Genomic DNA, 13,613 nt, shown 5'->3' on the forward strand with positions numbered 1-13,613 from the left:
TTATACTTAATGGGCGGGAAGTTTTCTATTAATAGCCAAGAGCGCAACTGTTAATACCCCTTCCGCCAACTACAGACAGACGCGACAAGAAGAGCCGGGTTAAGTTAAAATATCAGCTATAAAATTATGACTGAAGAGAATTTAAACAGGCTCTCAGCGCATTCAGCTTTTTCAGACTTGACAGTAGAGCTATATATTCATCGTGGTAGGTATATATACTCACCGTGATGGATCTATATGCCCACCAAGCGGGGTATATAGATCCATCAGCCGGGTAAAAGTGGGTGGCACGTGGGCTGGACAAAAACAGAGCCTCTGTGGAAAGTAATTATAGCAAAAAGAAGGGAAAGTTATACACTTTTACATTCAGGGGTGCCTTCAGCCCAAAACACCGATGAAAAGGGACTTTTTTGAAGAACTGAAGGCTGAAGGCGGTTTTTTACTTTTTATATTTGGTAGGAGATTTGGCTGTAACAAGTACTACACTTAATGAGATGATATAAGAGACTTGAATAAGTCAAGTACATGATTCAGCTTACTTCAGTACCGCTTTTATTCAGTCACGCACTAGAATGAATCTTTTTTAGGGATATGGCTATGTACTGCATCAAATCCCCCATTTTTTCAGACTGAGCCACGAAATCCAACTACCTATTATATCTTCAAATATAAAATCCTCATAAAAACAGTTGTGCTTGAAACATATCGAACTCATTTTCTGGCGCATAGTAATATACGTTTTTGTCGGAGCATCGTCAAAAAAGAGAGAAGCAAAGAGGAAAAGGATAGAATCGGAAAATGGGAACCTGAAAGAATGGAAAATGGGGAAACTTTACCGCAGTTACTAAGCAGAAGCAAGCATATTATACTGAAACATTGGAGTAAATGAAATGAACAGCAAATTGCCAGGACTACCATTCTCTTTGACAAATTCTCCAAACTTCTGGAAGGATACAGCCTTAGCATGCAACTGACAGACATCTTCAACAAGAAGTCAAGTCCCGACGAAGCTGGGCTAAATCTTGCAAAATGATACAAGAAAGTGGAAAAGTTCGACTGTATGGAGTTCAACAAGGTACTTGATACGTTTTCAAACCATAGTACGACCATCATAAATTATTTTGAAGAACGATTGACCAATGCTTCAGCGAAGTCATTCAATGCAAAAATCAAAGCTTTTTGAAGCCAATTAAGAGGAGTCGCTGATGTGAAATTCTTCATGTTCAGACTAGCCACACTATATACGTAAAAAAACTAACAACCTGGAAAATCACTGCAAAGTTACAGCGACATGATAGCCTATGATAGCAAAAAGCGGACATTCGTGTTTGGCGGAAATGACCTAACGCTGATTATCCTCAGCTTTATAACTATTCTGCAATTTATCGCTGAATGATTCTCTAAGTGCTATCCGCAATCCATTCAAGAAAGATTCTTGGATATATATTGAGGATGTCGGACAGTTGTCGGCGCATAATCGGCACTGGATACAATTTTTCTCGTCCATCGGCAAAGCCGTATCTTTTAGTGCGAATATGTGCATCGGACAAACATTGATACATTTCCCACACTTTATACAGGTAGAGGTATTGAGAAACACCACCTTGTTACCGGCTACTATATATGAACCCTTGCGGCGTATCGGTATGCTTTCAGAATATCCTGCAATCGGATTTTTACAAACAAATGCCAAAGGATGCAATTTCCACCGAAGCTTTTCCGAGAACAGTCTTGCCTTGAACATATCCCGCTCATTCGGTCTGGCTTTATTGTAGCCGTCCATCAGAACCCACGGCCCGGTGCGGTCAAATCCTTGACAGGAAAACTCTCCGACTATAATTCCTCCTTTCGCCTCTATGATTTTTTTGAGGTGCTTATGATATGCCCCCAAGAAAGGTCTGCAACGGGTGGAAAATACGAACACGTTTTTACCTTTAAGATATTGACCTGAAACAAATCTTTGAAGTCGTATATCGTGAGCGGCAAAGTTAATCGCGGAGCCAAAGCCAATAAGGTCATAATCCGACAGGTCGATTGACGGATTGCTGTCGATAGATACCAATTCGGCAAAGAGGGCATCCGCCATGCTTTGTGCAATTTTTAGCGTGTTTCCTCTATATGAGGAACGATAGAATAGTATTGTCTTCATCTTGCGACTGATATTTTTGTTTCAGGTGTTCCGGGGCCTCCATTTACGCCTTTATAGCCTACAAACATCAGAGAACTCGTGTCAAAGTAATAATCACAGCTCCAGAAAGCAGACATAAAGCAGGTAAGACTGACTTCGATTCTTACGGCATTCTTTCCGTCTAATTTCTCAGTTCCTTTCTTTACTGCCGACATGGTATAGAGCTTCATGTTGTCGGGGCGAAAACATTCGTATTCCACAGACCTGCCATTTTTCAGAGTTAATCCCGCATTATAGGCTATGTTTTGATACCACGGCTTGCCTTTACTTTTCACCTTTTTTGAAATCTGTTTTCCATTGAATTTGCCGGATATGGAGTATATCCCATTATTCAGACTGATTGACAGATTGGTGTTTGAAGAAGTATTTACTATCTTCCAACTCTCGGTTTTATAACCGCTTCCTAAGATATACTCATGCTTCTCATTGCCTTGAACCGTGTACAGGTATATCTTTCCATTCTTGCGTTCTTCCATCCATTTGATGGATGTTTTGGTCTTGCCGCAGATGGAAATATAGTTTCTTTCCTGTGCCATTGCAAAAGCTGTAAGAAACAGCGTAAGTGCTATTGTAATGATATGTTTCATAGACAGTTGTTGTCAAAGATAAAATCCACATATTTGGAAATCATAGCTTCCATTCTTTCCCATGCTTCCGGGTTACTGAAATCTATACCGTTGATTTTGTGATATTGCCTTGTGAAAAGAACGATGTAGTTGATTGCGGATATGATTATTGCAATCGACATATTGTTATCACTGTCTCTATCCAAAAACTTATTCAGTTCCTCCTGCAGTTTATAGCCGATACGTTCCCGTTCTTCAATGATTCCCTTGAATGATGAATGACCTGAGAGTTCCCATACCAGAAGTTCTTGCATGAGTACATTATCTTTTAGATAGTTAAGTTGACACATAAACACATCCTTAACAATCTGCTTTATGTTACCGTCTTTAGCTCGTTTAATGGTGTCAATAAACTCCGAATAGGCAAACGAATAATAGTCATGACGCTTTGCCCATTCCACGAGCAAACCATCCAATCCACCGAAATAGCGATAAATCAAAACCTTATCGCATCCGGCTTGATTAGCTATGCGATTAACTCCGATTTTGGTAAAACCATCGTTCTCTACGATATGGCTCACGGCTTCAAGAAGCCCTTTTTCTGTTTCTTTCAATTCCATCTTATATAACGTCACTAAGTGGTGACAAAATTATAAAAATAATCGGTGACAACCAAATACAAGGCTGTATAAACGCTATTTTTCAGAATGTAAAATAGTCAGAAACAGGAGAGTATCGAGCAATATACTCTTTCGGTGTGTAGCCGGAGAATAGCTTGAATTCTTTAATCATGTGGGATTGGTCGGTGTACCCACATTCGTATGACAGCTGCGCAAAACCTATTCCATGATTATGCTGCATGACAGATAAGGTACGTTGCAACCTGACTATACGCATGAAATCTTTGGGTGTCGTTCCTATGTTTTCCGAGAAAATCCGGGAGAATTGCTTTTCGCTCAGGCACGCAATATTCGAAAGTGCCCTGATATTTGTTTGAGTGGAATTGTTGATATGACGTACCACTTCCGCCAGTCGTGGCAGATGATAAGGTGTCCCGTACATCAGGCACTTGTAGAAGTAATTCTCTATCAGTTCAATGCAGATGTCGTGATTTTCACTGTCTTCAACTCTGTGTGCCAAATCACGCAAGGCTGGATTTCCAATGTCCGCAACCGCCACATTCCTGTCACGCAGTAAAGTGACTGGCATATGAAAGAATATTTTTGCCGCATGAGGTTGGAATACCACCACTATCATTTCGATGTCACCGGTTGAAGTCACATCTGAATAACCGCTTTCCTGACCGCAAATAAAACTATGCGGTTGCAATTCATTCCGGTTCGTGACTTTGAGCCTTTCGCCTCGATGGAACACAAGTGATATACAGCCTGTCGGCAAAGTGCGTTGCGACACTATGCCTGAGGTACTATCCTGCAATATCCAGTAATACCGTATAAACGGTTTCAGGGCAGGCGTTGGCTGTATGATTCTGAATGTCTGCATCCCGCAAAATTACAACATGATTATTTTCGATGATAGTAAAAAACGGACATTGGTGTTATATGCCTCACTCAACCGTAAATTCCTCTGAATGATAGCTGCTGTAAAAACGACCGGATACATTTGTTCCGAATCTCTCATAATTTATGTGTTATATGGTGATGTGAGCAAACTCGCGGTTTATCCAGATGGTAGCCTCATTTCCGATAAAGCGAATAAGCACATAGTTCGAATCTGCCGGGCCGGCGGGGAAATAATTTATAAAATACTCCTGCCACATTCGTTTGCGGGTTTCATCATCCGTAATGATTTCGACTGTGCCGCGCAATGCAACACTGTCGCCATAAAACGAGTAGGAAAGCCCGGCTTTGGGATTAAGCCTGAAATCGGCAACCTTTTCGGAGTCTGCTGCGGTCACTACCCAAACTTCATTGCATCCTAACGAGTGAATTTTATCCAACGGCACAGGGCGAGGAAAACCCTCCGCATTGACCGATGCCAGCGTAACCTCTTTGCATTGGGAAAGAAGATGGATCGCTTTTTCAATCAAACTTCTTTCATCTTTCTCTTTCCAACGTTTGAGTGTTGGGAAGATTTGTTGCATTTGAGCCTTTGCCTGTTGGGGCGTCAGATTCCAACCCGTTTCCTTGTTAATCTGGTCGGTAAACTGAGTGCAGAACTCTATCATCTGGCTCATGTTGAAATCTTGGAGGAAAACACCTTCTTTGTAGCAGTAGCCACAATAGTCCTTACTTTTACTGCCGTCTGAATTTGTGCCGATGTTACCCTCTACAAGGGGCATACCGCAGCTTTGACAAAATCTTTGTTCCATATGTTCTATCATCGTTTTCAAATAATCAATTCACTATCCCGTCATCTTTTTTTAAATTTCTCTTTTGCGTATTCGTAGGATTCAAGGATGTAAGGTTTTAATAATTCAAATGTCGCTTCAGATGGGGTTAAAGCGCAAATCCAGCCCATCCACGCATAAACCGGATGCGGCATAATGACATCCTTTGCGGTAAATTCATACGGCATATCAACAATGCCGCCTTTACATGGGCGTTTGGGCAGTTCTCCGAATAAAGTGCGGAAAGTCTGTTTTCTGACTCCTATATTTATTCGCCACACATCCTTGCGGTCAAGGTGGGAAGCTCGATCATTGTCGCCATCCTTTTCTTTTATCGTCAAGATATAAACCCCACGTTTCAACACCCCACCCGGATTGTAGAAAATCCCACGCTCGCCCCAACTGTTTACTTCGACCGTCCCTTCAAGGTTGTCAAGGCAATATTTCAAAATATCATCAGGTGCAATAGCCATCTTTAATCAAAACATTTAATTAACCTGTACATCGTTTCTATATCCTTCGATGCCATCTCGAATTTTGACTTTTCAATCAGAATGTTCTGGCCGGTCATAATGTAAGAGGGCATAATGCGTATTCCATTATAGAAAATCTCTGTATTACGTAACTTGTAAGTAGATATACTTGGAACGGCATTTTTCTTGGTCGCCTTCTTGCATATCATATTAAAGGCTTTCTTTGCCACATCCCCCATAAGCATGATAACCTTGGCGTTTGGAAACAAAGCAAGCTCTTTTTCCAGATAGGGCAGGCTATCCTCTATGCTCTCCTTTGAAACTGCATATTCGCTTTTAGGTGTCTTGACAGCATTGGTAATGTAAATTCCACTATTCAGAATGTCTTGTACTGAACCTATCTCTATTCCTGCTTTTCTGAACAACGGAATTGTCGTTGACATATACGCGGAATCCGGTTTCCCATAGAAATCATCTTCCGGACATGACGGGACAACCTCATTTATCATGATTGCCTGTATCGTTTCCGGCTCAATATTTACGTCATTAAGCCGTAGATTTTGGGTATCCCCACAGAGTTGTTGTAGTTCCGACTTTATATTCATAATTTACTTTTAATTCAAATGTTAACCATTAAATAATCCTGCTCTCGCTCTGTTATAGTCTCAAATCCAAATTTGCAGCATATAATTATCTTGTTGACCTACGGTTCAACGTTTTCAATCGGTTTAAAGATTTCTTCAAAAAACATTGCAGATTCCTCCGACAAACGCCGGGTTGCAGCTATACTTTGAGCCAACACAACTCCTTTTGAATTGATTCGTAATGGCTTCTCTTTACTCTTCGGATAACCGAATCTAAGAAGTGGCACAACCTCATCAGGAATGAGGCGCGGTTGGATAACACTGCCATTTTCTCCCCATACTGCCCATTCGGCACAGCAATTAAACGGTTCCTGATGCTTGCAATGGGGTTTGTCGCCGGGAATAATCATCGTGAGATTCTCAGGCACACTCTGGAGACTTTTATAAGAAACGTCTTTTGCACAAAAGAATGCGTCAGAGACCTTAACGACAACACCTCCGGGAATAAGAGACCTGTAAGGATTTCCGAGTTCTCTTATGCAATAGTCGAAGGCTCTTTCCTTATGAGTCACTTCCAATCTTGCCATTATGTAGAGATGCCTATCAAGCAATGAGACCGGAAATACGACATCTCCCTCTTTTATTGATGCTATTGATGGCATCCTTGAGTGGATGCTGCCAAACACTACTTTTATAGGCCCTGTGTCATTTGATTTTCTTAGTTCGTCCAACCAGTCCTGAGGCCAGTAAACAGTATAATATGCCATAATATGATGTTACTTGTTTCTATTCAAAAAAGCTGCTGCCAGTTCGGGGCTGTTCAGTGTCATGGCTGACGAGTCTTCGAGATTTTCAGCATCTTCATCATCCGATATTGAAATGAAGAATGTGATTTCTTCGGTGCCTTCTCCGAATATTCCCGAGCCTTTGACCTGCGCCATCGCTGATATCATTGCGCTGAAGAAAAAGGCTTCGCCCGGCAAAGTGGCGTGGTTTTCCCACAGCGATTTGCTGAGCTTCACCAGTTCGCTGCCATGTCCGTCGGAATATCCCCATTCATCCGGATGCCATTTGCTCTCGTCATCGGGTTCTTCGTCTTCGCTTTGAAGGTACTCCAACGTGTTCACAGCGAGAAAAAGAGAGCAGCAATACCTGTCGGTGACCAAGGCGGCAGTGTATATGTGCTCATCATCTATGCGGCCAAGAATTTCGCGCAGGTCAGTTGTAACTGCATCTCTGATTTTTTCAGTCACTTCCTGCCAGAACGGGGCTACGGGAGTGGCCGGTTCTTCTTTTTTCCGCTCGCGGGCTTCAAAGTCGGGCGAGTTGATATAGCCGATATACTCTTTGGCTTCTTCCGAACCGAGTTTTACAGCATCCTCAAAATACTGGTATCCCAACTCAATATCCGCCTCGGTGCCACGTCCGAAGGCATACGCCACGCCGAGTGCGGTGAGCACCTTGACGGTTATTGACTCCCATAGATTGTCGATGTCTTCCCCTGCTTCATGAAGATACTCGAATGCCACATCGTCGTCTTGAACTGTTCCCAGCCCCTCCTGATAGCATAAACCGAGGTAGGCGGCGGTCTGCGTCCGGGTGGTCTCACTGCATTTCGGGTTTTGGTATGCCTTTTCAAACCATTCCACAGCCTTGGCGTAGTCCTGCTCCACATCACCGAAGCCTTCAAACAGATAATATCCTACCTCAAATTGTCCTGCGGGATGTCCGCATTTGGCAGCCATTTCATAGAGTTGATATGCAAGGTCGATATTCTCATCCACTTCTTCACCGGCTTCGTAGATATGCCCTGCATTGTATGCGGCTTGTGGGTCGCCCCTACGGGCAGCCTCCACATATCGCAACAGCCCACCGTATGAGTCGCCCTTCTCGGTGCGGAGATAATAGCCGTAGTTGTTGCAGATTACGGGTGAAATATCCGCCAGCTTCAAGTAATATTTCTCAAAGACATCCTGCGCAATGTCGCAAAGACCTGATTCTCGGATATTGCAGTAATTGCCCCACCCGGCACAAAGCCCGCTGTCGAAGCTACGTTCGTACCACTCCTTGGCTATCGGATAGGCCCATGCGTTATATCCGTTTTCATCTTTGAATTGCTTGGCATAGTCAGGCTCGACGCGCAGATAGTCGCCCCAGAAATACACGTTGGCGACCATGTAGCAGCAGAAGGCGTCGCCACGTTCTGCCTGGCCGAGAATCTCCTCAAACGCCTCCTTAAACGAGGCAAACGGCATATGCCGTTCCACCGAGGGCGTGAGGTTTGAGCTTCGCGCAGCACAAAGAACACCTGTGGCACTGCCCATCATCGCGCTCTTTTGCATCAACTTCGATGCGTTGGCATCGTCAACTTTAAAGCCTGCTTGTGGCCACACATACTCCTCACCCATGAAGCAGCGGGCTATGAATGCCAGTGCATCGGCATCGCCCTGTTGCGCCGCCTGCATAAGCATCGCGTAACCGCGGCGTATTTCATCGCGGTCGAAACTTGACCAAATCAATTCGACAGCCGTTTTTACCGGCTTGCTATATTTACCTTTCATTTCTTATCTTCGTCTAAAAATCTAAATACTAGTCTCTCGAAGTTATCGTTGACATCAAACTGCTCGCATTCATCCATAGGGTCTGGCAACCTGTCGTTATCGATCAAACTCCACAGCCAGTTCCGCAAGAGACCGACATCAGAAATAACACCTCTGTAACCAATAGGCACCGGCTCCGACCACCTTACATATTCAACTTTGTATCTGGCGGTCGGAGCTGTGCCATTGTCACATCTGTGGATGTTAACATATCCGCCATCTCCGTTTGCAAAATCATAAAGCATCCATCGTGATTTGCCTTCTATGATGTTTTCCAATGCGCCAACCACATCCTGACATCCGAAATATCGGAAATCCTCGCCATCCACACATAGTTTCTCTTCCGCCTCTTCTTGCTCCGGATGAATATTCTGGCAGTGCCAGCCGGTCATGTCGGGTAGCGAGGCAGTGCGGAAAAAATCACACATAATATCAGCAGCTACATCGCAATCAACGTCCGACCGCCACATACGTAGCAGACATCCGTTGACTCTGAAACACACTGCAATGCTGCTATCCTTGAAATAATCAATGGAATACGCCTCTGCATAGCTGACTAACACCACCGGCACGCATTTTTCAAGATATACACATTCATTGTCCTCAATATCATATACAGCATCAACAATCTTTTCCTCGGTCACATTTGAGGTACGTTTGGTTCCATTTTCTGTCCCCAGCACATATTGCGACTTATTGGCTTTCGACCCGGGAAAAATGCCACGTGTTCCGCTACTCATCTTAACAGGCAATAAAGTATTGATTCACAAAACATTGTCGGATCAAGCCCCACTATCCGGTAGTCGGTGATGCCGTTGATATTGAATGGGGCTTGTGCGATGATAGCGTCCACCGCCGCACGGTTTTCAGCCTTTATCATTATCATGCCGCCGATACGGGGTGTCTGCGCACCGGATACGATAAAGTCGCCATCGTCATTTGTTCCTTTGTTGTCGTCAGTCAGCAGCATACCGCAGCTTTGACAAAATTTCTGTTCCATATTCTTATCTCTTTTTTTGTTCAATTCAATCTTTGTTTTTTACGTTAGACAAGGACGTTTCTAAAAATAATGTGAAACATCGGCTGAAAAAGTTCCGACTGTAATACTCACAAAAAAGAGAACATTACAGCCGAAAAATTTTACAATTATCATATTCCGTTTTACTTTTTCAAAGCCTGGTAAACGGTTTTTGCCATTATTTCAGCTCCCGCTTCGTTCGGATGAATCTTGTCCGGGAAAAGTTGGGGGATTCCGTCCATTGCAGTGTAAAGGTCAATAACCGACAGGTTATTTTTCTTGGCAACCTTCCTTATCATCGGAATGATTTCTTTGGAAATAATATCATCGTTAATATTGTCACCGGTCTGATAAGCTTTAGAAGGATAACAGAGATAAATTTCAGGTTGAGCTGGCAGAGCTTTGAAAGCATCTACCATTGTTTGCAGGTCTTTTGTAAAGTCTGCCTTATACTTCCAGTTGAATGATTTGCTGTCGTTCGTTCCAAGTTTGATGACTACGATATTTGGGTTGAAAGCCAATGCATCCTGATAGGCTTTTTCATTCATATAAGGACGGTCACCTTTATTTAATAAGGTGCGGGCACTTACTCCGAAATTCTTCACCCAATATGCATCTCCCATCATGCGTCCCAATACGGCAGGATAACTGTCGCGGTTGCGGTTCTTGATGCGGGCTCCATAGGTAATACTATTGCCGATGCAAGCAACACGAATCGCATCTTTATGAGGCGCTTTGAAGCTATGCAACCAGGAAGTCAGTTCATTCAGCATTTCGTTCTTATAAAGAAAGCTCTCACGAATCCCCCATCCATGCCCGCCGGAAGGATAGATATGGAGAACAGCAGGAACCTTATACTTGTTCAGAGCCAGATAATAATTCACACCATTAGCGGGTGGAACTACTTTGTCATCATCACTATAAACGATAAAAGCACGAGGTGTCTCTTTGGTCACCTGTTTTTCGTTAGAATATTCAGTTACCAATTCGTCAGAAGCGTTCTTACCTAAAAGGTTGTTGCGTGAACCCATGTGAGTATAAGATTTATCCATCGTAATCACCGGATAGAACAGAATCTGGAAGTTCGGGCGAAGTTCGGGCTTGGCATGGGTAGCGATGGTCGATGCAAGATGACCGCCAGCGGAAGACCCCATGACACCGATGTCGTTCGGGTTCAAATTCCAAACATCTGCACTGTCACGTACAATCTTCATGGCAGCTTCGGCATCCGAGATAGGCAACGCGCGGTCACCTTTCGGCATACGGTATTTGAGAACAATCAGTGCGATACCTTGTTTGTTGAAATACGGCGCCCAGTCATACCCTTCGTGGTCAACAGCCAAATGCGAATATCCACCCCCCGGACAAGCTACCACGGCACGACCTGTCGCCAATTCCGGTGCAGGAAGGAATACACGTAGTGAAGGTTGTTCAATATCAAAAGGTTTCGGAGCATTCTGGGCTACAACCCGGGAACCAGCAACCAAGAGGAACAAAAGAAGAAAAATAATAGAAATTTTCTGTTTCATAGTATCTATATACTTTGTTTAATTAATAATTTAGATGTGCGAAGATAGTAATTTTGTATATTTTTGCACCCCATTTTGATTATAAAAATTTATATGCAAGGAATAAAGAATCTCACACAAGGACCTATCAATCGCCAACTGTTCAATCTGGCAATGCCAATCATGGCAACCTCATTCATCCAGATGGCGTATAGTCTTACGGATATGGCATGGGTGGGACGGCTGGGAAGCGAAGCCGTAGCCGCCATCGGTTCTGTCGGAATTCTAACATGGATGTCTGGTTCCATCTCTTTATTAAATAAGGTAGGTGCCGAAGTAAGCGTCGGACAGTCTATCGGTGCGCAAAACCAGGAAGACGCCCGAAACTTCGCATCCCACAATATCACAATTGCTTTGATTATTTCCTTGTGCTGGGGCGGATTACTTTTCATTTTCGCAGACCCTATCATACGTATCTATGAACTTGAGGATCATATTACCGCCAATGCAGTACAATACCTTCGAATTGTTTCAACTGGATTACCGTTCATATTCCTCTCCACTTCTTTCACCGGAATCTACAATGCGGCAGGACGCAGCAAAGTTCCTTTTTTCATAAGCGGTGCGGGATTAGTGCTGAATATAATCCTCGACCCCTTGTTCATTTTCGGATTCGGGCTGGGGACAAACGGTGCAGCTTATGCGACCTGGATTTCGGAAGCGAGCGTCTTTCTTATTTTCGTCTATCAGTTACGCCACAGGGATGCTTTATTGGGTGGTTTTCCATTCTTCACCCGCCTGAAGAAAAAATACACGTACAAAATTTTAAAGCTGGGATTGCCCGTAGCTACTTTAAACACCTTGTTTGCTTTCGTGAATATGTTCCTTTGCCGCACTGCTTCTGAACAAGGCGGACATATCGGACTTATGACTTTCACTACCGGCGGACAAATAGAAGCTATCACTTGGAACACTTCGCAAGGGTTCTCCACTGCACTAAGTGCCTTTATCGCCCAAAACTATGCGGCAGGACGAATTGAACGAGTGCTCAGAGCCTGGCACACGACCTTATGGATGACAGGTATTTTCGGTACGAATGGGTATGGGAGTAGAAGGCATTTGGTGGGCAGTGTGCGTCACGACTGTTGCCAAGGGGCTGATTCTTTTAAGCTGGTTTGTCATAATCAGGAAAAAGAGCTTGAGTATCCCCAGTGCAACTAAAGGATAGTTTTGATATCCCTCCTTATTTACGCGCAAAAAGCATCTTCCGAGTTATTTTAACTTAAAAAGTATATGCTTGCCAAATAATATGTATATTTGCGGTGTTATTTATCATACGATATAATTCGTATAAAACTGTATTTTATTAACCAATAAAAACGTCAACATTATGAACAAGATGAAATTTATGGTTCTCTTCATGAGTATTGCCATGATATTCGGGAGCTGTGGAAGTATGAACAACACTGGTAAAGGTGCTGCTATCGGCGGTGGTTCGGGTGCTGCACTAGGTGCAATCCTCGGTGGTGTTATCGGCAAAGGCAAAGGTGCCGCTATCGGTGCTGCCATTGGTACGGCAGTAGGTGCGGGAACCGGTGCTCTTATCGGCAAAAAGATGGATAAGGCAGCAGCAGAAGCAAAACAAATTGAAGGTGCACAAGTAGAACAGATAACAGACAACAACGGACTGCAAGCTGTGAAAGTCACATTCGATTCAGGAATTCTTTTCACAACAGGCAATGCAAACCTGAGTGCTGCCGCCAAATCTGCTTTAAGCAAATTTGCTAATAATGTGCTCAACCAGAACCGAGATATGGACGTATCCATTTATGGATATACTGACAATCAAGGTTGGAAGAACAGTACTGCTGCACAAAGCCAGCAAAAGAACCTGAACCTGTCACAAGAACGTGCACAGAGCGTATCCAGTTACCTGCTGAGTTGCGGTGTTTCTCCCAACCAGATTAAAGGTGTACAAGGAATGGGCGAAAGCGACCCTGTTGCAAGCAATGACACTGCAGCCGGACGCGAACAGAACCGTCGTGTAGAAGTTTACATGTACGCTAGCGAACAGATGATTAGAGATGCACAAGCAGCTTCTAATTAAAAAATTACTGCGTTATACGCGAAACCTGCTGATATACTTCTTTGTATCGACCTTGTTGACGGTCATAATCTATCGGTTTATGCCGGTTTATATCACTCCGTTGATGGTCATCCGAAGCGTTCAGCAGATTTTCTCAGGAGATAAGAGGGTGTGTCGAAACGATGCATCCTCTTTTTTGTATAAACAAAGCCCCGACTTTCCCAAGCCAGGGCTTTGTCA

The 13,613-nt window shown here is 43.6% G+C and carries 14 protein-coding genes and 2 pseudogenes; 4 read left to right on the top strand and 12 right to left on the bottom strand.

The annotated features are described in order from the left end of the window. Positions 1-1,042 precede the first annotated feature (1,042 nt). Complete coding sequence (locus NSB03_RS20935) at positions 1,043-1,183, top strand: transposase (RefSeq protein WP_257466567.1); 141 nt, start codon at positions 1,043-1,045, stop codon at positions 1,181-1,183. A 159-nt stretch (positions 1,184-1,342) separates the two neighbouring features. Here the strand turns inward: NSB03_RS20935 and NSB03_RS18300 are convergent, their stop codons facing one another. The 12 genes from NSB03_RS18300 to NSB03_RS18355 all read right to left on the bottom strand — a co-directional run bounded on the left by NSB03_RS18300 (position 1,343) and on the right by NSB03_RS18355 (position 11,308). Further along, positions 1,343-2,149, bottom strand: a complete 807-nt coding sequence (locus tag NSB03_RS18300; RefSeq protein ID WP_024988555.1) for a 4Fe-4S binding protein — start codon at positions 2,147-2,149, stop codon at positions 1,343-1,345. Further along, positions 2,146-2,775 carry a hypothetical protein gene (locus NSB03_RS18305; protein ID WP_024988554.1) on the bottom strand — a complete coding sequence of 210 codons (630 nt, stop codon included), beginning with the start codon at positions 2,773-2,775 and terminating at the stop codon, positions 2,146-2,148. The genes NSB03_RS18300 and NSB03_RS18305 overlap by 4 nt, the downstream gene beginning before the upstream one ends. After that, on the bottom strand, positions 2,772-3,374 hold the full coding sequence (locus NSB03_RS18310) for a TetR/AcrR family transcriptional regulator (RefSeq protein ID WP_024988553.1): 603 nt from the start codon (positions 3,372-3,374) through the stop codon (positions 2,772-2,774). The genes NSB03_RS18305 and NSB03_RS18310 overlap by 4 nt, the downstream gene beginning before the upstream one ends. An 82-nt stretch (positions 3,375-3,456) precedes the next feature. Then, entirely contained in the window at positions 3,457-4,257 is an 801-nt protein-coding gene (locus tag NSB03_RS18315; protein ID WP_024988552.1) for an AraC family transcriptional regulator, read from the bottom strand. 148 nt (positions 4,258-4,405) lie between these two features. After that, positions 4,406-5,086 (bottom strand): zinc ribbon domain-containing protein, encoded by a 681-nt coding sequence (locus NSB03_RS18320; RefSeq protein WP_024988551.1) that lies wholly within the window; start codon positions 5,084-5,086, stop codon positions 4,406-4,408. A gap of 41 nt (positions 5,087-5,127) precedes the next feature. Then, a complete protein-coding gene (locus NSB03_RS18325) occupies positions 5,128-5,577 on the bottom strand; it encodes a DUF6194 family protein (RefSeq protein ID WP_024988550.1) in 450 nt (149 codons plus the stop codon). 2 nt (positions 5,578-5,579) lie between these two features. Beyond that, the gene (locus NSB03_RS18330; protein WP_024988549.1) at positions 5,580-6,182 is read right to left on the bottom strand and encodes a uracil-DNA glycosylase family protein; all 603 of its coding nucleotides are present in this window, start codon (positions 6,180-6,182) and stop codon (positions 5,580-5,582) included. Positions 6,183-6,280: 98 nt separating this feature from the next. Further along, positions 6,281-6,928 (bottom strand): hypothetical protein, encoded by a 648-nt coding sequence (locus NSB03_RS18335; protein WP_024988548.1) that lies wholly within the window; start codon positions 6,926-6,928, stop codon positions 6,281-6,283. Positions 6,929-6,937: 9 nt separating this feature from the next. After that, a complete protein-coding gene (locus NSB03_RS18340; RefSeq protein ID WP_257466568.1) occupies positions 6,938-8,722 on the bottom strand; it encodes a DUF4303 domain-containing protein in 1,785 nt (594 codons plus the stop codon). Then, complete coding sequence (locus NSB03_RS18345) at positions 8,719-9,501, bottom strand: hypothetical protein (RefSeq protein ID WP_024988545.1); 783 nt, start codon at positions 9,499-9,501, stop codon at positions 8,719-8,721. Before NSB03_RS18345 ends, NSB03_RS18340 begins: the two co-directional genes overlap by 4 nt. After that, positions 9,498-9,761, bottom strand: a complete 264-nt coding sequence (locus NSB03_RS18350) for a YciI family protein (protein ID WP_128824486.1) — start codon at positions 9,759-9,761, stop codon at positions 9,498-9,500. Before NSB03_RS18350 ends, NSB03_RS18345 begins: the two co-directional genes overlap by 4 nt. Positions 9,762-9,922: 161 nt before the next feature. Beyond that, the gene (locus NSB03_RS18355; protein WP_024988543.1) at positions 9,923-11,308 is read right to left on the bottom strand and encodes a GDSL-type esterase/lipase family protein; all 1,386 of its coding nucleotides are present in this window, start codon (positions 11,306-11,308) and stop codon (positions 9,923-9,925) included. 93 nt (positions 11,309-11,401) lie between these two features. Between NSB03_RS18355 and NSB03_RS18360 the strand changes: the two are divergent. From NSB03_RS18360 to NSB03_RS18370, 3 genes and pseudogenes are all read left to right on the top strand, one after another. Continuing rightward, a pseudogene (locus NSB03_RS18360) lies at positions 11,402-12,515 on the top strand (MATE family efflux transporter). Positions 12,516-12,677: 162 nt separating this feature from the next. Beyond that, complete coding sequence (locus tag NSB03_RS18365) at positions 12,678-13,394, top strand: YiaD family glycine zipper/OmpA-like lipoprotein (protein WP_024988542.1); 717 nt, start codon at positions 12,678-12,680, stop codon at positions 13,392-13,394. Next, positions 13,372-13,613, top strand: a pseudogene (locus NSB03_RS18370) (monofunctional biosynthetic peptidoglycan transglycosylase); the annotation flags it as partial. The gene NSB03_RS18365 and the pseudogene NSB03_RS18370, both read left to right, overlap by 23 nt.

The sequence above is a fragment of the Bacteroides acidifaciens genome, assembly GCF_024623065.1.
GTDB lineage: Bacteria > Bacteroidota > Bacteroidia > Bacteroidales > Bacteroidaceae > Bacteroides > Bacteroides acidifaciens.

Excerpts from the sequence above, each read along its gene's own strand:
- NSB03_RS18310 (WP_024988553.1), bottom strand. The coding sequence starts at position 3,374 with ATGGAATTGAAAGAAACAGAAAAAGGGCTTCTTGAAGCCGTGAGCCAT.
- NSB03_RS18320 (WP_024988551.1), bottom strand. The coding sequence starts at position 5,086 with ATGGAACAAAGATTTTGTCAAAGCTGCGGTATGCCCCTTGTAGAGGGT.
- NSB03_RS18350 (WP_128824486.1), bottom strand. The coding sequence starts at position 9,761 with ATGGAACAGAAATTTTGTCAAAGCTGCGGTATGCTGCTGACTGACGAC.
- NSB03_RS18330 (WP_024988549.1), bottom strand. The coding sequence starts at position 6,182 with ATGAATATAAAGTCGGAACTACAACAACTCTGTGGGGATACCCAAAAT.
- NSB03_RS18325 (WP_024988550.1), bottom strand. The coding sequence starts at position 5,577 with ATGGCTATTGCACCTGATGATATTTTGAAATATTGCCTTGACAACCTT.
- NSB03_RS18355 (WP_024988543.1), bottom strand. The coding sequence starts at position 11,308 with ATGAAACAGAAAATTTCTATTATTTTTCTTCTTTTGTTCCTCTTGGTT.
- NSB03_RS18335 (WP_024988548.1), bottom strand. The coding sequence starts at position 6,928 with ATGGCATATTATACTGTTTACTGGCCTCAGGACTGGTTGGACGAACTA.
- NSB03_RS18315 (WP_024988552.1), bottom strand. The coding sequence starts at position 4,257 with ATGCAGACATTCAGAATCATACAGCCAACGCCTGCCCTGAAACCGTTT.
- NSB03_RS18365 (WP_024988542.1), top strand. The coding sequence starts at position 12,678 with ATGAACAAGATGAAATTTATGGTTCTCTTCATGAGTATTGCCATGATA.
- NSB03_RS18340 (WP_257466568.1), bottom strand. The coding sequence starts at position 8,722 with ATGAAAGGTAAATATAGCAAGCCGGTAAAAACGGCTGTCGAATTGATT.
- NSB03_RS18345 (WP_024988545.1), bottom strand. The coding sequence starts at position 9,501 with ATGAGTAGCGGAACACGTGGCATTTTTCCCGGGTCGAAAGCCAATAAG.
- NSB03_RS18300 (WP_024988555.1), bottom strand. The coding sequence starts at position 2,149 with ATGAAGACAATACTATTCTATCGTTCCTCATATAGAGGAAACACGCTA.
- NSB03_RS18305 (WP_024988554.1), bottom strand. The coding sequence starts at position 2,775 with ATGAAACATATCATTACAATAGCACTTACGCTGTTTCTTACAGCTTTT.